General features: G+C 65.8%; 19 protein-coding genes and 1 pseudogene. 6 read left to right on the forward strand and 14 right to left on the reverse strand.

Going from position 1 to position 18,672, the window contains the following annotated elements:
* Nucleotide 1: 1 nt before the first annotated feature.
* The 8 genes from ACCD06_RS27205 to mgtA all read right to left on the reverse strand — a co-directional run bounded on the left by ACCD06_RS27205 (nucleotide 2) and on the right by mgtA (nucleotide 10,165).
* On the reverse strand, nucleotides 2–271 hold the full coding sequence (locus ACCD06_RS27205) for an acyl carrier protein (RefSeq protein WP_109157249.1): 270 nt from the start codon (nucleotides 269–271) through the stop codon (nucleotides 2–4).
* Nucleotides 268–1,449: a dihydrolipoamide acetyltransferase family protein gene (locus tag ACCD06_RS27210; protein WP_413344798.1), complete on the reverse strand. Its 1,182-nt coding sequence runs from the start codon at nucleotides 1,447–1,449 to the stop codon at nucleotides 268–270. The genes ACCD06_RS27205 and ACCD06_RS27210 overlap by 4 nt, the downstream gene beginning before the upstream one ends.
* On the reverse strand, nucleotides 1,449–2,459 hold the full coding sequence (locus ACCD06_RS27215; protein WP_413344800.1) for an alpha-ketoacid dehydrogenase subunit beta: 1,011 nt from the start codon (nucleotides 2,457–2,459) through the stop codon (nucleotides 1,449–1,451). The genes ACCD06_RS27210 and ACCD06_RS27215 overlap by 1 nt, the downstream gene beginning before the upstream one ends.
* The gene (gene pdhA / locus ACCD06_RS27220; protein WP_109157252.1) at nucleotides 2,456–3,463 is read right to left on the reverse strand and encodes a pyruvate dehydrogenase (acetyl-transferring) E1 component subunit alpha; all 1,008 of its coding nucleotides are present in this window, start codon (nucleotides 3,461–3,463) and stop codon (nucleotides 2,456–2,458) included. The genes ACCD06_RS27215 and pdhA overlap by 4 nt, the downstream gene beginning before the upstream one ends.
* Entirely contained in the window at nucleotides 3,460–5,217 is a 1,758-nt protein-coding gene (acsA, locus tag ACCD06_RS27225; RefSeq protein ID WP_109157253.1) for an acetate--CoA ligase, read from the reverse strand. The genes pdhA and acsA overlap by 4 nt, the downstream gene beginning before the upstream one ends.
* A gap of 162 nt (nucleotides 5,218–5,379) precedes the next feature.
* The gene (locus ACCD06_RS27230) at nucleotides 5,380–6,756 is read right to left on the reverse strand and encodes a nicotinate phosphoribosyltransferase (protein WP_109157254.1); all 1,377 of its coding nucleotides are present in this window, start codon (nucleotides 6,754–6,756) and stop codon (nucleotides 5,380–5,382) included.
* 75 nt (nucleotides 6,757–6,831) lie between these two features.
* A complete protein-coding gene (locus ACCD06_RS27235) occupies nucleotides 6,832–7,389 on the reverse strand; it encodes an Hsp20/alpha crystallin family protein (RefSeq protein WP_109157255.1) in 558 nt (185 codons plus the stop codon).
* A 187-nt stretch (nucleotides 7,390–7,576) separates the two neighbouring features.
* Entirely contained in the window at nucleotides 7,577–10,165 is a 2,589-nt protein-coding gene (mgtA, locus tag ACCD06_RS27240; protein WP_109157256.1) for a magnesium-translocating P-type ATPase, read from the reverse strand.
* Between the two features lie 305 nt (nucleotides 10,166–10,470).
* Between mgtA and ACCD06_RS27245 the strand changes: the two genes are divergently transcribed.
* The 3 genes from ACCD06_RS27245 to ACCD06_RS27255 all read left to right on the forward strand — a co-directional run bounded on the left by ACCD06_RS27245 (nucleotide 10,471) and on the right by ACCD06_RS27255 (nucleotide 11,989).
* The gene (locus tag ACCD06_RS27245; RefSeq protein WP_158282114.1) at nucleotides 10,471–10,812 is read left to right on the forward strand and encodes a hypothetical protein; all 342 of its coding nucleotides are present in this window, start codon (nucleotides 10,471–10,473) and stop codon (nucleotides 10,810–10,812) included.
* Between the two features lie 36 nt (nucleotides 10,813–10,848).
* Complete coding sequence (locus tag ACCD06_RS27250; RefSeq protein WP_247871614.1) at nucleotides 10,849–11,544, forward strand: phosphoribosyltransferase; 696 nt, start codon at nucleotides 10,849–10,851, stop codon at nucleotides 11,542–11,544.
* 133 nt (nucleotides 11,545–11,677) lie between these two features.
* Nucleotides 11,678–11,989 carry a GYD domain-containing protein gene (locus tag ACCD06_RS27255; RefSeq protein ID WP_109157258.1) on the forward strand — a complete coding sequence of 104 codons (312 nt, stop codon included), beginning with the start codon at nucleotides 11,678–11,680 and terminating at the stop codon, nucleotides 11,987–11,989.
* Between the two features lie 2 nt (nucleotides 11,990–11,991).
* Here ACCD06_RS27255 and ACCD06_RS27260 read toward each other — a convergent pair whose 3' ends face one another.
* Genes ACCD06_RS27260 through ACCD06_RS27270 form a run of 3 tightly spaced genes read right to left on the reverse strand, consistent with a single transcriptional unit; the run spans nucleotide 11,992 to nucleotide 15,084 of the window.
* The gene (locus ACCD06_RS27260; RefSeq protein WP_146205453.1) at nucleotides 11,992–13,041 is read right to left on the reverse strand and encodes a hypothetical protein; all 1,050 of its coding nucleotides are present in this window, start codon (nucleotides 13,039–13,041) and stop codon (nucleotides 11,992–11,994) included.
* A 22-nt stretch (nucleotides 13,042–13,063) separates the two neighbouring features.
* Nucleotides 13,064–14,044: a ribose-phosphate diphosphokinase gene (locus tag ACCD06_RS27265; protein ID WP_109157260.1), complete on the reverse strand. Its 981-nt coding sequence runs from the start codon at nucleotides 14,042–14,044 to the stop codon at nucleotides 13,064–13,066.
* Nucleotides 14,045–14,082: 38 nt separating this feature from the next.
* Nucleotides 14,083–15,084, reverse strand: a complete 1,002-nt coding sequence (locus ACCD06_RS27270) for a universal stress protein (protein ID WP_146205454.1) — start codon at nucleotides 15,082–15,084, stop codon at nucleotides 14,083–14,085.
* A gap of 78 nt (nucleotides 15,085–15,162) precedes the next feature.
* Between ACCD06_RS27270 and ACCD06_RS27275 the strand changes: the two genes are divergently transcribed.
* The gene (locus tag ACCD06_RS27275) at nucleotides 15,163–15,684 is read left to right on the forward strand and encodes a BCAM0308 family protein (RefSeq protein WP_109157262.1); all 522 of its coding nucleotides are present in this window, start codon (nucleotides 15,163–15,165) and stop codon (nucleotides 15,682–15,684) included.
* 122 nt (nucleotides 15,685–15,806) lie between these two features.
* Here ACCD06_RS27275 and ACCD06_RS27280 read toward each other — a convergent pair whose 3' ends face one another.
* Complete coding sequence (locus ACCD06_RS27280) at nucleotides 15,807–16,658, reverse strand: Crp/Fnr family transcriptional regulator (protein ID WP_413344806.1); 852 nt, start codon at nucleotides 16,656–16,658, stop codon at nucleotides 15,807–15,809.
* A 22-nt stretch (nucleotides 16,659–16,680) separates the two neighbouring features.
* Nucleotides 16,681–17,067, reverse strand: a complete 387-nt coding sequence (locus tag ACCD06_RS27285; RefSeq protein WP_413344808.1) for a hypothetical protein — start codon at nucleotides 17,065–17,067, stop codon at nucleotides 16,681–16,683.
* Between the two features lie 237 nt (nucleotides 17,068–17,304).
* On the opposite strand from ACCD06_RS27285, the pseudogene ACCD06_RS27290 reads away from it, so the two are divergent.
* Nucleotides 17,305–17,460, forward strand: a pseudogene (locus ACCD06_RS27290) (IS5/IS1182 family transposase); the annotation flags it as partial.
* A 6-nt stretch (nucleotides 17,461–17,466) separates the two neighbouring features.
* Here ACCD06_RS27290 and ACCD06_RS27295 read toward each other — a convergent pair.
* The gene (locus tag ACCD06_RS27295; RefSeq protein WP_199232036.1) at nucleotides 17,467–17,709 is read right to left on the reverse strand and encodes a hypothetical protein; all 243 of its coding nucleotides are present in this window, start codon (nucleotides 17,707–17,709) and stop codon (nucleotides 17,467–17,469) included.
* A 315-nt stretch (nucleotides 17,710–18,024) separates the two neighbouring features.
* Between ACCD06_RS27295 and ACCD06_RS27300 the strand changes: the two genes are divergently transcribed.
* The gene (locus ACCD06_RS27300) at nucleotides 18,025–18,597 is read left to right on the forward strand and encodes an HPF/RaiA family ribosome-associated protein (protein ID WP_109156733.1); all 573 of its coding nucleotides are present in this window, start codon (nucleotides 18,025–18,027) and stop codon (nucleotides 18,595–18,597) included.
* The last annotated feature ends 75 nt before the right edge of the window (nucleotides 18,598–18,672 follow it).

Below are 18,672 nucleotides of genomic sequence, written 5' to 3' on the forward strand. Positions count from 1 at the left end.
GTCATGCGATCCCGGCTTTTGCCGCAATCGCCGGATCGGCCATGAGGTAGGCGACCGCTCCATCGAGGGTGATCAGGCGGGGGTAATCGACCTCGGGGATCGCGACGCCCAGCCGGTTGTGCAGCGCCGTCACGAAGTTCAGGTGATCCATGGAGTCGATGTCCAGCGCCTCCCGGAGGTCGGCCGCCGGGTCGAGGAGGGCAAGGTCGGCTTCGGGGGCGATGTTGCTCAGCTCCTCCAGCACCACACGTCTTACATCGTCGGGCGTCATAGCGATCCGGGCTCCTGCAGCAGACGATCGATTTCGGCAAGGAGAAGGGCGCCACGGTGGCCGTCGCTGACCCGGTGGTCGGCCGCGAGGGTCGCCGTCATCACGGGGCATGGAACGACCTGCCCATCCACCACCCAAGGCCGCTCGACCGGCTTGCCGAAGCCGACGATGGCGACCTGCGGCGGGTAGATGACACCGAATACCCCTTCTATCCCGCGGTCGCCGAGACTGGTGACGGTGATGGTGGGATCCTGCAGCTCGGAACTGCGCAGCCGCCCGGAGCGTGCCCGGGCGACCACGTCACGTAGGCGGGCCATCACCTCGTCCACGGCCAGCTTGTCGGTGTCCTGGATCGCGGGTGCGACGAGGCCGCCGCCGCGGATCGCCACCGCGGTGCCGATATGAATGCCCTCGGCCGGTCGGAACGTCCCGTCGATACAGAAACCGTTGAACTCGGGCAGGCGGCGCAAGGCCAGCGCGACGGCCTTCAATTGCAGTGCCGCCAGGAGCAGCCGCTGTTCGGGCGGGCGTCCCGTGTTCCGATCACTGAGCCAAGCGTGCGCCTTGGCCAGGGCCACCGTGGTGCTCAGGTAGTAGTGAGGGATTTCCTGATTGGAGCGGGCCATGGCCGCAGCGATCGCCCGCCGCATCTGCGCCAGATCCGATCCGCGCGCCTGCGGGGCGGCGGATGGCGTAGCGGCGGCCCGCTCGACGTCGGCGAGAAGCACGGCACCTCCTGGCCCGCTGCCGGCAATGGCGGTCAGGGCGATGCCACGATCGGTCGCCAGCCGCCGTGCCGCCGGCGACGCCGGCGGATGGGCGGTCGCCACCATGACCGGAGGGGGCGTGACCGGAGGGGACGGGAGCGGCGCCGGTGCCCGCAGCGGCGGGGGAGGGGGCGCCGATGGCTGCGGCTCGGGGCTGGGCAACACGATGCTCTCACCGGCTCCGGCGAGCAGGGCGAGCGGTGTGCCGACCGGAACCGTGGTTCCGGGAGTGACGAGCAGCCGTTCGATCACCCCCGCCTCGAAGGTCTCGACCTCGATGGCGCCCTTCTGCGTTTCCACAACGGCGACGATGTCGCCGCGGGCGACGGCATCGCCCGGCTGTTTGAGCCATTCGACCAGGACGCCCGCCTCCATGTCGGCGCCCAGAGACGGCATGCGGAAAATGCCCATCACGCCCCCATCAGCGCCTTGACCGCCGCCACGATGGCGGCCGGTTGCGGAAGCGCCGCCTGCTCCAGATGCCGGGGGTAGGGGATCGGCACCTCGGCCGTGCAGACCCGCGCCACCGGAGCGTCGAGCGACCAGAAGGCCCCCTCCATGATGCGGGCGCTGACCTCCGCGGCGAAGCTGCCGGTCCGCCAGCCTTCGTCGACGATCACCGCCCGGCGGGTGCGGGCGACCGAGGCCAGCACGGTTTCGGCATCGAGCGGCCGCAGGCTGCGCAGGTCCACGACCTCCGCCGACACATTGTCCGCCGCCAGGGCTTGCGCGGCGGCGAGCGTCTTGAACAGGCTGCCGCCGTAGGTGATGAGCGTCACGTCCGTGCCGGGGCGGCGGACCACCGCACGGTCGATGTCGACCGGACCAGCCGCGGCATCCAGCGTTCCCTCCATATTGTAGAGCATCACATGCTCGAACATCACCACCGGGTCAGGGGCCTGCAGTGCGGTCCACAGCATGCCGCGCGCGTCCTCCAGGGTGGCCGGCGCCACCACCCGCAGGCCCGGCACATGGGCGTACCAGCCCTCCAGACTGTGCGAGTGCTGGGCGGCGAGCTGGCGCCCCGCCCCGGTCGGAATGCGGAAGACCACTGGCACGCTCACCTGTCCGCCGGACATGTGGCGGAGCGTCGCTGCGTTGTTGACGATCTGGTCGAGCGCCAGGAGGCTGAAGTTGACGGTCATGATCTCGACGATCGGACGCATGCCGTTCAGCGCGGCGCCGCTGCCGGCGCCGCCGAAGGTGGATTCCGACAGCGGCGTATCGCGGATGCGGTCCGGCCCGAACTCGTCGTACAGGCCCTTGCTCACGGCGTAGCATCCGCCGTAGCACCCGACATCCTCGCCCATCAGAAAGACCCGCTCGTCGCGCAGCAGCGCATCACGAAGCGCCTCGCGCAAGGCGTCGCGGTAAGTGATCGTTCGGCTGGCCGCCGCCACGGTGATGTCCGCATCGGTCATGGATGCACCTCGCGGGTATAGACGTCCTTCGCCAGATCCTCGACCGGCTCCCATTGCCCGGCCTCGGCGAATGCGACCGCCGCCTCGATCTCCGCCTCGGTTTCCCGTTCGATGGCGGGGAGATCGGCGTCGTGCAGCATGCCGGTTTCCCGCATCCAGGCGGACAGCCGGGCGACGGGGTCATGGCGCTTCCAATCCTCGATCTCCGCCTTGTCGCGGTAGAGCTGGGGGTCGAACATGGAATGGGCGCGGAAGCGGTAGGTCCGGCATTCGAGGAATTGCGGCCCGGCGCCATCGCGTATCGCATCGGTCATGCGCCGTGCCGCCGCCTCGACGGCGACGACGTCCATGCCGTCCACCGCCTCCGACGCGACCTGATAGACGGCGGCCTTGAGGTGCAGGTCGGTCTGCGACTGTGCCCGGTCAAGGCGCGTGCCCATGGCGTAGAGGTTGTTTTCGCAGACGAACAGGACCGGCAGTTTCCACAGCGCGGCGAGGTTCAGGCTCTCATGGAACTCGCCCTCGGCAACGGCGCCGTCGCCGAAGAAGCATGCGGTCACCCGCGGCCGGCCACGCATGCGGTCGGCCAGCGCCATGCCCACCGCCAGGGGCAGCCCACCGGCGACGATGGCATTGCCGCCGAAAAAGCGGGTGCCGACATCGAACAGGTGCATCGATCCGCCGCGCCCGCGACTGCAGCCTTCGGCCTTCCCGTACATCTCGGCCATGACGGCGGTCATCGGGACGCCGCGCAGGATGGCGTGTCCATGCTCGCGGTAGGTGGCGACGACGGCGTCTTCGGGTTGCAGGCACCCCATCACCCCGGCGGCCACCGCCTCCTCGCCGATATAGAGGTGAAGAAAGCCGCGGATCTTTTCCTGCTGGTACAGCTCGCCGCACCGCTCCTCGAAGCGGCGAATGCGCACCATCTGCCGCAGCAGACCCAGCAGATGGTCGCGGGTCAGACGCGGCTTCGCATGCGGGGCCAGAGACTGGTCGGTCATCGCTCGTCCCTTTCCAGCGTCGACAGATCGCCTTCAGGCAGGCCCAACTCGCGCGCCTTCAAAAGACGGCGCATGATCTTGCCGCTGCGCGTGCGCGGCAGGGAGGCCCGGAAATCGATGGACTTCGGGGCGACCGCCGGACCCAGCCGGGTGCGGCCATGCCCGAGCAACTCCTTGCGCAGCGCGTCCGACGGTGTCCAGCCCGGCTTCAGCGCAACGAAGGCCTTCACCGCCTCGCCGGCGATGGGATCGGGAACCCCGATCACCCCGGCTTCGGCCACGGCGGGATGCTCCATGAGGGCGCTCTCGACCTCGAAGGGGCCGATCAGGTGGCCGGCGGACTTGATCACATCGTCCGCGCGGCCGACGAACCAGAAATAGCCGTCGGCATCGCGCATGGCGAGGTCGCCGCTCAGGTACCAGCCGTCGGCGAAGCAGCGCCGATAGCGTTCCTCCTCGCCCAGATAACCGCGGAACATGGAGGGCCAGCCGGGCCGCAGGGCCAATTCACCGACGGTCATCGGCTCTTCCACCGGATGGACACGGCCGTCGGATGTGCGTTCGACGATTGCCGCCTCCACACCGGGGATCGGGCGGCCCATGGACCCCGGCTTCACGTCGGCGGAGGCGTAGTTGGCGATCATGATGCCGCCGGTTTCGGTCTGCCACCAGTTGTCGTGGAAGGGGCGGCCGAACGTCTCCTGGGCCCAGACAACGGCCTCGGGGTTGAGGGGCTCCCCCACGCTCGCCATGAAGCGCACCGACGACAGGTCGTAGCGCCGCGCCACCTCGGCGCCCACCTTCAGCAGCATGCGGATGGCGGTGGGGGCCGTGTACCAGACGGTGACGCGCTCCCGCTGGAGGATGCCGTACCACCGCTCCGCATCGAACTCCGCCTCATCCACCAGCAGCGTGGCGCCGATGGTCAGCGGTGCGATGATGCCGTAGGAGGTGCCGGTCACCCAGCCGGGATCAGCGGTGCACCAGAAGACGTCGCCGGGCCGCAGGTCGAGGGCGCAGCGGGCCGTGGCATGGTGGGCGACCACGGCCTCGTGCACATGCACGGCTCCCTTCGGACGGCCGGTTGTGCCGCTGGTGAAGTGGAGAAGAGCCATGTCGTCCGGTGTCGTTTGCGCACAGGCGAAGTCCGGCGACGCCGCCGCAAGCGCGCGCCGCAGAACCAGGACACCGTCGCCCGGCCCGGCTCCGCCGTCGACGAGCAGCACATGCTTCAATCCGGGAAGCTCGTGGCGCCAAGGCTCGATCTTGCGACGGTAGAGCGTTTCGCTGGTCACCAGCACCCGGCCGTCGCCGAGCGACAGGCGCGTTCTGATCGGCTCCGGGCCGAAGGCGGAGAACAGGGGCGAGAAGACGCAGCCACTCTTCAGCGTGCCGAGGGCGGCGACATAGAGGTCGGGCTGACGACCGAGCAGACTGAAGACGCGCTCGCCCTTGCCGACGCCCAGCGAGCGCAGGAGACTTGCAAACCGGCTGGAGTGCTCGGCCAGATCGCAATACCGGAACTCACGGGACGTTCCATCCTTGGCCAGCCAGCGCAAGGCGATCCGGTCGCCCCGGCCATGCGCGACATGCCGGTCGACGGCCTCGTATGCGATGTTGAGCCCCCCGTCCGGCAGGCCGTCCAGATCGGCGCGCGCCCCCGACCACGTGAAGGCGGCGCGGGCCTGATCGTAATCCGTCAGGACGGCGGTGGCCTTGTCGTCAGGTCGCTTGCGAATGATCTCCCAGGGCATGGCTGCACCTCATCCTGAACGCACCGCCCGGCGAGCAGGTGCTGATGATGGCGGTATCGCGCAGCAGGTTACGCCCGTGTCCGGGGGCTGGGTTTAACCCAGGTTAGGACCCGCCCGGAAATGCGATGCCTAAATCCGATGTCCGAATACGGTGTCTTGCCGTTATGGATGGTCCGGTCGGACCTGACAGATGCTGTCGGCCTGTTCGGCGAGCGCTTCAAGGTCGGGCGAAATGACGGTTTCAATGGTCGCATGATGCGTCAGGTCGCGCACCGGCTCCGGCAGGCTCGCCAATTCGGCCGCAGCGTGGGAACGAATCGCGGTCAGGTCCGGCAGTGCCCCGACACGGCGCCCGTTCCGCATTACCGGGATCAGCAGCGGACGTCCCGGCTCTTGCGCTTCGGCGACGGACAGCAGGTCCGTCCGGATCCGGCCGCCGGCATCGTAGCTGCGGAACACCTGTTTACGCCCCGGCCAAGTCGCTTTGCCGGGCGAGCGCTTGCGCCGAGGCAACCCGGCATACTCGACCAGCTTGTAGGCGCAGTCGAGCGCGGGCACGTCGCTGGAGGTGGTCAGGCTGGTGCCGATACCGAAGCTGTCGATGGGCGCATTCGCGGTCAGAAGCGACCCGAGCGCATACTCGTCCAATCCACCGCTCGCCACGATGTGCGTCCCGCTCAATCCACCGGCATCGAGGATCGCACGTACCCGGCGCGACAGCGCGGCAAGGTCGCCGCTGTCCAGCCTGACGGCAGACGGATGGACCCCGTCGACCGCCAGCTTGCCTGCCAGGGACACCACGGTCCCGGCTGCCGCCTCGGTGTCATAGGTGTCGAGCAGCAGGGTCAGATTCCGTGGACGTGAACGGGCGAAGTTGATGAATGCGTCGGCTTCCTGCCGATGGGCTTGCACGAAGGAATGCGCCATCGTCCCGACGATCGGAATGCCGAAACGCCGGCCGGCCAAAGCGGTTGCCGTTCCGGCGAAGCCCGCGATGTATGCGGCTCGTGCAGCCAGGAGCCCGGCTTCAGCGCCGTGTGCCCGGCGCAGACCGAAGTCGAACAGCGGGCGACCGTCTGCCGCCAACACCAGCCTTGCGGCCTTTGAGGCGATGACGGTCTGAAGGTGAATCAGGTTGATCAGGCGCGTTTCCATCATCTGCGCTTCCGGCAGGCTGGCCGTCACGCGCAGGATCGGTTCATGGGCGAAAAAGGCCGTCCCTTCGGGGAGCGCGTCCACATCCCCCGAGAAGCGGAAGTCCCCAAGATAGTCGACGGTCCGGTTCGACAACCGGGCATGGTCGCGCAGCCATGCCAGATCGTCCGGAGCAAATCTGGCCGTCTCCAGGAAGGCAACCGCCTGTTCGAGGCCGGCTGCGACCAGAAAATTCCGTTCGTTCGGCAGGGTGCGGACGAACAGCTCGAATGATGCAGTGCCGTTCATTCCGTGGTCGAGGTAAGCGTCGACCATCGCGACCTCGTAGAGGTCCGTAAGCAGAAGATTGTCGCCATCGCACAGTGGACCGGGATGGATGTTCATGGCCGTCTCCCGCCCAAATGCTTTGCGCCGGCTGCCATGTCGCGGCCCGACACAGCAGCCGGCGGCGCCGGGAAATCAGACCTTGGCGATTTCGATGGTGCGCCTGGTCGGCTTGCTCGGCTCGCTCTTGGGCAGCACGATGGTGAGCACGCCGTTCTTCATGCTGGCCGTGATCGCGTCCGCCTTCACGTTGGCCGGCAGCCGGAAGGTGCGGGCGCACAGTCCATAGCGGCGTTCCGAGAAATAGCGGTTCTTGTCCTTTTCTTCCGTCTCCTCCTTCTTCTCGGCCTTGACGGTCAGGATGTCGTCCTGGATGGAAACCTCGGCGTCCTTCTCGTCCATGCCGGGGATTTCCAGGGTGACGCGGTATTCGGTCTCCCGTTCATCCACTTCCGCCGGGGGCACGATCGCTTCCAGATCGGCGTCGCTGCGCAACAGCGGCTCCAGGCCGAATATCGGGCGGCGGCTCCACGGGAAGCGCAGCATGGACGACGCTTCGTCGAACAGGCGGTCGAACTCGTCGCGCAGGGCGAAAAGCGGATGGCGATTGCGCTCCGCCACTTCCTTGGCCGCCATGCCGGTGGTCTTGAGCTCCTTCGGCTTTTCGCCGGCGCTCGTTTCAGTCATGCTCATGGCATCCTCCTGGTTTACCCTTGGGATTACCCTTGTGACGCGATGGTTGTTAGCACCCGGCGGGGCCGGCCGCCTTTATCTGGATTAAGGCCGCGCGACGTTTCGCCGGAGAAGGCGGTCGAAGCCGTGCTTCGGCGGCCCCGAACAACGGCCGTGTTGCAGGCTGGTGGCGACGCGACAGCGAGGATCAGCTTCGCCAGGATGGTCTGGAGCGCGGGCGCCGTGCCTTCCAATGCAACGCGGTGTGGCGGAAGAACAGCCGCTTGATCGCTTCGACCAGGGCCAGATAGGTGACGACCGCCGCCGCCAGGAACAGGTAGAAGGAGGCCGGCGGCGCGACGAAGCCGAAGAAGGTTCCCGCCGGGGTGAGGGGAAGCAATGCGCCGACGGTGGCGGCGCCCAGTGTCAGCCCGGCCAGGACCGGATGAGGACGGCTTCGCCAGGGAGCGTGGCGGGTCCGGATCACGAAGATCACCAGCACCTGCGTGGCCAGACTTTCCACGAACCATCCGGTCTGGAAGAGCGCTTCGTCGGCATCGAACAGGTGAAGCAGGGCATAGAAGGTCAGGAAGTCGAACACCGAACTGATCGGTCCCAACACCAGCATGAAGCGCTGGATCAACTGCAGGTCCCACCGTACCGGGGCGCTCAGCACGTCCGCCTCGACATTGTCGAGCGGAACGCCGGCTTCCGACGCGTCATACAGCAGGTTGTTGAGCAGCACCTGGGTCGGCAGCATCGGCAGGAACGGCAGGAACAGGGAGGCGCCCGCCATGCTGAACATGTTGCCGAAATTCGAACTGCTGCCCATCAGAACGTATTTGGTGACGTTGTGGACGGTGCGGCGCCCCTCCGTCACCGCCTCGCCCACCACCGACAGGTCGTGGTCGAGCAGGATGAGGCCGGCCGCTTCCTTCGCGACATCGGCGGCGCTGTCCACCGAGATGCCGACGTCGGCGGCGTGGATGGCGGATGCGTCGTTGATCCCGTCGCCGAGGAACCCGACCACGCGGCCGGACCGCTTGTAGGCCAACAGCACGCGTTCCTTCTGCTGCGGCGTCACCCGGCAATACACATTGACCTCGCCGAGACGGGCGCGCAGGGCCTCCTCGCTCATCGCGCGCAGGTCGTCACCGGTGACGAGGCCGGTGATGGCGAGGCCAAGCTCCGCGCAGACATGCCGCGTCACCCGTTCGTTGTCGCCCGTCAGAACCTTGACCGCGACGCCGGCGCCGCCCAAGGCGCCGATCGCCGCGGTGGCGCTCGCCTTGGGAGGATCGAGAAAGACGGCATAGCCGGCGAAGTCCAATTCGCATTCGTCGCCCAGGGTTGCGGTCCGGTGATCGGCCGCCATCACCTTCGAGGCGACGGCCAGCACCCGAAAGCCGTCCTCTCCCAACGTCTGGAACAGGGCATCCAGCCGTGCCCGCGCCGCCGGGTCGAGCGGCTTCACGACACCCTCGTCGGCTTCATAGTGGGTGGACAGCCGCAGCACGTCCTCCGGCGCTCCCTTGACCACCAGCAGGGGCCGGGAGCCGTCTGTGACGAGAACCGAGACGCGGCGCCGTTCGAAGTCGAAGGGCACCTCGTCGATCTTCTCCCAGCCAGTGACATCCATCTTGCGGAAGGCGATGACGGCCTCATCGAGGGGGCTCTTGATGCCGCTCTCGAAATGACTGTTCAGGTAGGCCAGCCGGAAGACGCGCTCGCTCTCCGCGCCGAGGCAATCCAGATGACGGACCATGCGGATCGTGGCCTCGGTCAGCGTTCCGGTCTTGTCGGTGCACAGCACGTCCATGGCGCCGATGTTGTGCATGGCGGCCAGCCGCTTGACGATCACCCGGCGCTTGGCCAGGCGCAGCGCACCGCGCGCCAGCGTGACGGTGACGATCATCGGCAGCAGTTCCGGCGTCAGCCCGACCGCCAGGGCGAGGGCGAACATCAGCGACTCGAGCCAGGGGCGGTGAAACAGGACATTCACCGCCAGAACGAACAGGACCAGGAAGATGGTCAGCCTCAGGATCAGAAACCCGAATTGCCGGATGCCCAGTTCGAAGGCGGTGGGCGGCGGCGATGCCGTCAGGCTGCCGCTCAGCCGGCCGAAGACGGTGGCGTCGCCGATCCGGCAAATCACCGCGGTGGCACTGCCGCTGATGACGGAGGACCCCATGAAGACGGTGTTGATCGCCTCGGCTGGTCCGCCGGCCGACGGGCAGAGCGCATCGGCGTGCTTCTCGACCGGATAGGGTTCTCCGGTCAGCGTCGCCTGGTTGACGAACAGGTCGCGTGCCTCGATGAGACGGCAATCGGCCGGCACGAGATCACCGGCAGCCAGACGGACGATGTCGCCGGGAACCAGCAGATCCGCCGCTTCCGAGATCTCGACACCATCGCGTCGGACCTGGACACGGATGGCGACGGACCGGCGCAAAGCCTCGATCGCGTTTTCCGCCCGCATCTCCTGGATGAAGTCGAGGGTGACGCTGAGTATGACCAGGATGAAGACGATGACGAAGCTGGTGAGATTGCCGGTGGCCGCCGACAAGGCGCTGGCAAACAGCAGGATGAGAACGAGCGGATTGAGGAAACGCGACAGGAACTCCAGCCACAGCGGCCGGCGGTGATGCGTCGTGGGGCGGTTGAACCCGTATCGCCTGCGGCGGCTAGCCGCCTCGGTCCGGGCCAACCCGATGCTCGTGGTCCCCAACTCCGTCAGGACGGCGGAGATTGGCTTTGTCCAGATCTCGTCCGTGATCCTGTCCTCCTGAACTCCCATCCGCCGAAGGCCGAACCGACCAGCCGATTTCGGCCTCGGAATCTCCAAAGAAGTATTCCCGTCCGAATGCACCATCTTGTTCTTAACGTGGATTAAGGGCCGAGAAAAAGATTCTCTTCTAAATCCCGCGATGCCCAGCCTGGGCTGGCCGGCGGCAAATGCCGGGCAGAAGAGGAGGAGTATCGATGAGGAGCCACGCGATCAACACACCGGCTTCCCCCCAATTGGAAGGCGCATTTCCAATATGGACCGCCAACACACTGCTGCAAACCAACTTTCTGCAACGGACCGAGGCAATCTTGCGCATGCAGTCGAACCTGTTCGGCGGTTTCGAGACCATGAGCCGCAACTGGCTGGAACATCGCCAGGACGATCTCCAATCGGCATTGTCCACCGTGGAGCGGATGGGAACGGTGGAGGATGCGGCGGAACGATCCTCTCTCTGGAACGACTGGATGGCCGACCGCCTGAAACGCTGGTCGGAAGAGGCGGCCGCGGTGGTGGAGCAGGCGCAGGGCATGTCCCGCGCCATGGCCGAACAGGCATCCGCCAGCGCATCGGTCGACCGGCCCTTCCATCCGAGGGAACGGCGCTTTCCGAGTGCCGAGGGTCGGCGCGACGGCAAGCCCGAGGAAGCGCGCGGCTGAAGCCGCTGTCCTGAAGAAGCACCGGGAGGAGGGCACATGGGCCATTTGCCGGCGATGGAAGGGGGGGACGGAATCACGGCCCTTTTCAGGGACCGGACCGATGCCGGCAGGCGGCTGGCCGAAAAGCTGTCGCCCCTGCGGGATCAGGCGCCCGTTGTCCTGGCCCTCCCGCGCGGCGGTGTTGCGGTGGCGGTGGAGATCGCAAGGAGGCTTCACGCCCCGCTCGGGCTCGTTCTGGTCCGCAAACTCGGTGCTCCGTACCAGCCGGAACTGGCGATCGGTGCGATTGCCAGTTGTGGGGCAGGAGGGAACGCGGCGATCGAGACGGTGATCAATTCCAACGTCGGCCTCCTTTTGCCCGATTCATGGCTCGAAGAGGAGACGGGTCGTCAACTCAAGGAATTGGAGCGACGCCGCACCACTTATCTCGCAGGTCGGCGTCAGCCGGCCATAGCCGGCCGTACCGCCATCCTGGTCGATGACGGCATTGCCACCGGTGCCACCATGCTCGCCGCTCTCCAAGCGGTGCGCAAGGAGGGTCCGAAGGCGCTCGTGTTGGCCGTTCCGGTGGCGCCGGCGGACAGCCTGGCTGCATTCACCGAAACAGCGGACACCGTCATCTGTCTGGAAACTCCCGCCTCTTTCATGTCCATCGGAGCGTTCTACCGCGACTTCCGCCAACTGGATGACTCCGACGTGATCGGTCTTCTCGACGCTGCCAGACAATTTTGAGCGATCTCTTGATCTCGGTTAACGAGGATCGCTCCTCTGCCGTCCATTGTGAAAGCCGAAGAAAAGTCATGAACGCAGCTCGGCTGCCCGGCTGACCTCCCAGCCAGCGGCCACGGGAATGGAGAGGCACGCCATGGCCACATTCATCATGCTGACACGGCTTATCCAGGGGACGAAAGCTCCACCGAAATCCACCGACAAGATCCGGCAGCATCTCGCCGAACAGATCGGCCAGAACTGTCCGGATGTCGAATGGCGAAGCAGCTTTGCCGTTCTCGGTCCCTACGACTTCCTCGACATCTTCACCGCTCCAGGGATTGACGCGGCAATGAGGGTGGCGACCACCGTCCGTGCGTCCGGTTGCGCCCACACCGAAATCTGGGGGGCAAGCGAGTTGCATCCCATCCATGCCGCTGTTCGGACCTCCGACCCTCTGGCCGAATAGGGTCAATGTTTCTCGATGCATGTGAGATATTGATCGATGCGTTCCAACCACCGTCTCCGTTGGGCGGCAGTGGCATCGGCCAGCCGGTGTGCGGCCAGACGGATGCGGATACAGGCGCGGACACTGCGATAGAAGGCGACCAGATGAGGATCGGCCCTGTCTCCGCTCCGCGCCTCGTAAATCTTCAGAAGATGGCTGGCGATCCACCCTTCTCCCAGGCGATCGCATTCAAGACCGAGATAGGAAAGCTCATCAACGGGATCGAGCAGCCGGAGTGCCCGGTCGAATTCAAGGCAGTCGATGATCTGAAGGGGAACCGTAAAAAAGATGTGTTCGGGGCGAAGGTCGCCATGAGCTTCGATGATCCGCCGGCCTTCCGCCCGCTTCCGCAACAGCCCGCGTTGTGTTGTCAAAAACCCTCGCTGCCAGATCGCAGCCTTGTTTGCCCGGTCGGCCATTCCTTTGGGGAGTGTGGTTCTGGCCGCGATCTGGTTCTTCTCAACATCCTGGGCAAATCGGCCTAGGTACCTGTCGGCCGGCATCGGAACGGATCGACTGAAGCGGTAAAATCTCGACAGCGTAATCCCGAGATTCCGGACGTCGCTTGTCTGCAAGGTGTTGGAGCCGATCAATTCGTCCATCCGCCGGTCGGTCGGAAGGCGCTGCATCCAAACCACCCAATCGACGACACGATCGGCAGGCCCAGGCCGCTCGCACAAGCTGAGACCACCATCCGGCCGAAGGGCAAGGCAAAGGGCGGCGTGATAAACCAGCGGACTGAGTCGACGGTTCAACCGTATTTCGGTCAGACAATTTGCATGCCGCAACGCCACCGTCGACAGGTTCACTTCGGGAAGCCGTCGTGGTTTCTTCAGTTTGTATGCATGTCCCTCGGTCAGGAAGACCCAGGAAAGACGGGTTTCGATCGCTTCGACCTGGCTGGGGCGATCGAAATAAACATCGGGCCTCTGTAGGAACTCCACCTTCAATTCGAGCGGATAGTCCTGGTCCGCCGGCATTCGATCCGCGCGCTGTATCGGATGGTCATCCACGTCGGGCGATCCGCCATCTGTTCTAAAGAAGATCGCTCAACGAACCGCCGGCATGCATGCGGGCGATCGCCTCTGCGAACAGCGGAGTGGTGTCCAGAACCGTGAGTCTTCGAACCGCTATGTCGCCCTCCAATCGCCAGGGCGGTACCGTGTCGGTCACCACGACGCTGTCGAAGGCCGGCGACTGCAGCATCTCGACGGCACCTGGCGCGAACACGCCGTGGGTCGCCAGTGCCACCACCGAAAGGGCTCCCGCCGTCCGGCATGCTTCGGCGGCCCGCAGCATGGTGGTTCCCGTCGCAATGAGATCGTCGAGAACCAACACTCTGCAGCCAGCCACGTTGCCGACCAACTGGCCACCGCCGACAACTCCGGCACTGCGGGTCTTCTCCATGAAGGCCAGACCGACCGGCCGGGCAAGGCTGTGCTCCAGCGTTTCGTGAAGCTGTTCGACCCTCTTCATGCCTCCGACATCGGGGGAAACCAGGGCAATCGGGTCATTCCCCGCCGTCGCCTTGACGTGATCGGCAAAAAGGGGTCGTGCCAGAAGATGCTCGGTCCGGCAGCGGAAAGCATTCTCGAATGCGGCCTGATTGTGCACGTCCATCGTGACGACCCGGTCGACACCGGCCGCCTCGAACAGGATCGCCAGTTGGCGCGTTGCCACAGGGTCGCGGGATTTCGTGCGGCGGTCCTTGCGGCTGTAGGCCAGATAGGGGGCCACCACCGTCACCCGGCGCGCGGACGAATCCTTCAGGGCCCCGATGAAAAGCAGGAGCCGCCAGAGCTTGTCATGCACGCTGTCATGAGCATCGCCCAGCAGGGACTGGACAACGAACACGTCGCGGTCCCTGACGCTGATCAAGGGGCGAACCTTCATTTCGCCATCCTCGAAGCGCCTCTCCTCATGCGGGGAAACGGGAATCTCCAGATGGGTGGCGATCCGGCGGCCATGCCGCCAATGCGGGTCCAGATCGAACAGCAGCATTCCATCGTGCGTCATCGATGCCTCCCATGCCGGACTATCAGTGGCTGGCCGCCTCAATGTGCGATCAGGACCGAACATTCGAGAGCGGTCCCCAGCACATGGCGGGTTGCGCCGCCCAGGACCATTTCCCGGAACCGGCTGTGTCCGTAGCCGCCCATGACCAGAAGACCCGCACCGATCTCCGTCGCCCTTCCGGTCAGCAACTCGCCGGTCGGGCGGCCGTCCTTGTGCAGGACGTCGACCGCCACGGAGATGCCGTGCCAGGCCAGATGGTCGGAAAGGCATGTGATCATCGGCGCCGTCGGACCATTGACGTCATCGCCTCCGTCCACCGTCAGTATGGTGGCATTCCGCGCCCGCCGCAGGAGCGGCATGGCCCCGGCGATCGCCCTTGCCGCTTGCCGGCTGCCGTCCCAGGCGATTGCGATCGATGAAAGCGCCTCTCCATCCATGCCTGGTGCCGCCAGCAGGATCGGCTGACCGGTTTCGAACAATGCCGTCTCCAGCCGCAGGACATTGGCCGGAGCATCGAATGGCTGCGCGAACAGGAGGAGGTCGGCACAGCGCCCACGCTGAGTGAGAATGTCCTCCGGCTGGCCAACCATTTCGCGCCATGTCGCTGTGATGGAACCGGACGCGATGGCGGTGTCGGCGTCGGGATAGCCGACGCTGTGAATGCCGGCGCTCGCAACAGCGGCGTCGAAGCTGCGCCTTGCGTGCGATGCCCGTTCCTGGTCCGCCTGCTCCGCCTCCCGGATCAGGCGCTCCAGCATGTCGGATGAGAAGCCCTCGGCAATCGGCGGAATGGCCAACCGCGGGTCGGGCCGAACGTGGAAGACCTCAACATGCCCATGGAACAGCTTGGCGAGGGTAAAGGCGGCGTTCAGCGCCCGTTCGTCGGCGGCGTCACCATCGAGCAGGACAAGTATATGCTTGATCATGAACCGTCTCCTGCAGCGGAGGATAGGTTCCGTACCGTCGCGCCAAAAATCGCAGCCCACCTTGATCCAGGTTAACCAGATCGACCCCGACGGTGAATCTCCGGTCAATCGCAAACGGGTTTATCCAGGTTAAGGCGGCGTTTTGCCTGGGCGCGAGTATACCGCTTTCCGCTCACCGGGGAGGACGTGGCCATGGGACAAAAACCTCAGAACCGCCGCGCGGTCATCGATGGCCGCCTGCAACCGGAACGGCGAGACCGGCTGATCCAGGAGAAGGAGCACGACCCCTACAAATCGGACCTCAAACCCGCCGATCCCAGCGTCTGTTCACGCTGCCACGCGGTCTACGAGGACGGTCGCTGGCGGTGGGGGGCGAGGCCCGCCGATGCGACGGAGACCGTCTGCCAGGCCTGCCAGCGCATCGAGGAGCGGATCCCGGCCGGCATCCTGACGATGAGCGGCGCCTTCGTCCAAGCCCATCGTGCCGAGATCATGGCGCAGGTCCGCCATCAGGAGAAACTCGAGACCGCCGAGCATCCGCTCAACAGGATCATGGACATCCAAGACACCGCCGACGGGATGGACGTGACGACCACGGATCTTCACTTGCCCCGGCGCATCGCCGAAGCGCTCGCTCACCATCACCACGGTGAAGTGACGTGGAAGTACGCCGAGGGCGAGTGCCTCCTCAGGGTGAATTGGCACACCGATTGAGACGCGGACCGGCTGGGAGCGGAGTTGCAGGGAGCGGGCCTTCTCAGGCGATGCGGACCGGGTGGCGTGGGCCGGTCTTGCCTGCGCCACCCGGTCACGGCCATTTGGTCACGGCCAGCTGGTCACGAGGGGCCGATGGGCGATGATATGGGCGATGATCCATGGCATCGGCCGGATGCATTGTGCCAGGTACCCCCGCACCATGTGTCCGGCTCCAACACCGGAGGCGGCGGCGGGAATGCGGACTGGGGCGCCGGCGTCTCGGACATCTCCGCCAGATCGGCCAACCGCGGCCAATCCATGACGCGCAGTCGCCCCTTGGTGAACGACAGCAGTCCGGCGGCCCGCATCTCCTTCAAGGTCCGGCAGACATGAACCGAGGTCAGGCCGGTCGCGTCGGCGATCACCGTCTGGCTGATCGGGAGCGCGAACTCGTCCACACAGTCGTCATCCACACAGGCGCCGGACTCCCGGCGCTGGCGTTGGCACAGCGCGACGAGCAGGCGGGCGATCCGCTCGGTCGCGGTGCAGGTGCCGAGCCCGCCCAGCAGACGCCAGTCCGAAATCGTCTCCGCCGCCAGAAGCGACCACATCCGCAACGTCAGTTCCGGTGCGGTCTGGCAGAACCGCATCAGCGACTGGCGCGGGATCGGACAGGCGGTGAGGTCGGTCAGCGCCTCCACCGTGCAGGGCATGCAGCCGTCGGCGGTCGTCTCGAACCCGACCATGCTTCCGGGCATGGCGAAGCGAAGCACCTGGCGACGCCCGTTCTCGTGGAAGACGGACACCGCCGCCCAGCCGCGGCGAATGATGAACACCATCTCGCTGCCGTCCCCTTCGGCGAAGACGCAGCCGCCCGCAGGCACATGCCAGAGCGGGTGCTTGATGGTGCCGAGCGCCTGGAGCTGCGCGTCGGAGGCGCTTGCGCATAGCCCGTCGCGTCGAACCGGGCAGGATTGGCATTCGGGCCGCATGGGACGCCTTTCTCGCATGTGCCTAATGTCTCGGCCCGCTCGGGTTTGCCGGGCGCAGCTGGGGGAGCAGTTCGGCCTGCGCCAGCGAGTCGATCAGGGCTGAAACGATGATGTGGCTGCCGATGGGACCTTCCGCCGCTTCCTGGGCAGCATCCAGGTGTCCGTCGAGGCGACAGGCCACGGTCAGCTTGACGGCGACGCCAAGGGGCGTTTGGGCGGGGGTGCTGATCAGCGAGCGCAGCAGCCACTTCCGCCGGGCGGTTTCCCCGTCCTCGGATTCCCGGTAGCGTTCGTGCAGCAGCAGGAGAGCGTGATCGCTGTGCGAACCGGTTGCGAGTGCTGCAACAGAAAAACTCAAGAGTTCCGCGTACAGCGCTTCACTGTTCGAAAAGCCATGCGATGAAGACATGGTTCGTCTCCACAGAACCGTCACGGAACGACGGCGGAGATTGGAAAACTCACTAAGTATACAGAACTTGCGCTCCGGAGGGGATGGGAGAGTTGATCTGAATCAAATATGCGATGCCCTATACAGAATGGATCGTGCTCTACCCAAGATGATAGGAATTTACAAAGTAGGTGCAGAAATTTCTGGCTGGTGGCGGTCGGGAAGGGGAGAGGGTATGGAAGCCGCCTGCCGAAGCCGCGCCTCGCCTTCGGCTGCCCACGGCGTCAGACTGAGGATTTGCCGGGCTCGCTCATGCGCCTGCCCGGCCCGGATCCTCCGGTTCCCGATCACACAATCTTTTCCCGGCGCCGCGCCGGCTTGGAAGTGGCGACAGCCCTTGCGACGGCGAACGGCCGGCCGCTATCGCGGGTCCGGGAACTCGCTGTCGCCAATCAGGATGCAGTACACCTGTTCGACACGGCCGGACAGTGCATGGCGCGCCTCTCCCATCGTATCGCTCTCCTGGGAGAACCAGGCAAATGCCTGGAGCAGTTCCTCACGGCTCGCTCCGGTTTCCAGAATGGCGGCAATGCTGGCATCGTCGATCCGGCCGACCGTCTCCACGATGTCCTCGGAAGTAAGCCGCTGGCTCAGAGGCTTCATGCCTGAGGGTTCCATGGCGACTTCCTCCTGGATGGCTGGCTGCGGGAGTGTTGGCTCGGATCATTAGACCGCAAGACTTCGGGTCGCCGCTTGATCCAGGTTAACGCCGGGACTCCTGGAGCCGCCAGAATGGTTGCCAGCGCGCTGTGCATCCCAGGTGGCTGGTCTGCTCGTTACGGTCGAGGGGATGGTCGTGGAACGCGCCGCTCGCCGGCACGCCCTGGCCGGCACGCCCTGCCCGGCACGCCCTGGCGAACGCCGAACTCACGGGTGGTGCACGGCCGCTGACAGGTGGCAACCGACAGGAGGAATGCCATGCAATTCCCGGTGCAGATCACCTTCGACAATCTGGAACCGTCGCCCGCCCTGGAGACGGTCGTGCGGGAGCACGCCGCCAAGCTGGAGCGGTTCTTCGACCACATCATGGCGTGCCATGTGACCATCGACGCGCCGCACCGGCACCAGCATCAGGGCAAGCTCTATGCGGTCCGGATCGACCTGACCGTGCCGGGGGAAAAGCTGGCCGTGCGTCACGCCAGGCCCGAGGACCATGCTCACGAAAATCCGAGAGTCGCCGTGCGCGATGCGTTCGACGCGGCCCGCCGGGAGTTGGAGGATTACGCGCGCCGCCGCCGGGCGGACGTGAAGACGCATGTGGTTCCCTTGCACGGCCGCGTGGTCCGCCTGTTCGCCGGAGACGGCTACGGTTTCATCGAAACGACGGACGGGCAGGAGGTCTATTTCCACCGCAACAGCGTGGCGGACGGATCCTTCGACGCCTTGAAGGTTGACCAGGAGGTCCGCCTGAGCATCGCCGAAAAGGAAAGCGCCCAAGGGCCGCAGGCGACCACAGTCACCCCGGTCGGCAAGCATCATGTCGTCGGCTAGCGACCCGTCACGCCCGCGAGCACGAGGCGAAACCGCCACCCGGCCATGCAGCGCCTTTGGGACATGGAGGCCGGA

This window comes from Azospirillum sp. CT11-132 (genome assembly GCF_047302835.1).
Taxonomy (GTDB): Bacteria; Pseudomonadota; Alphaproteobacteria; order Azospirillales; family Azospirillaceae; genus Azospirillum.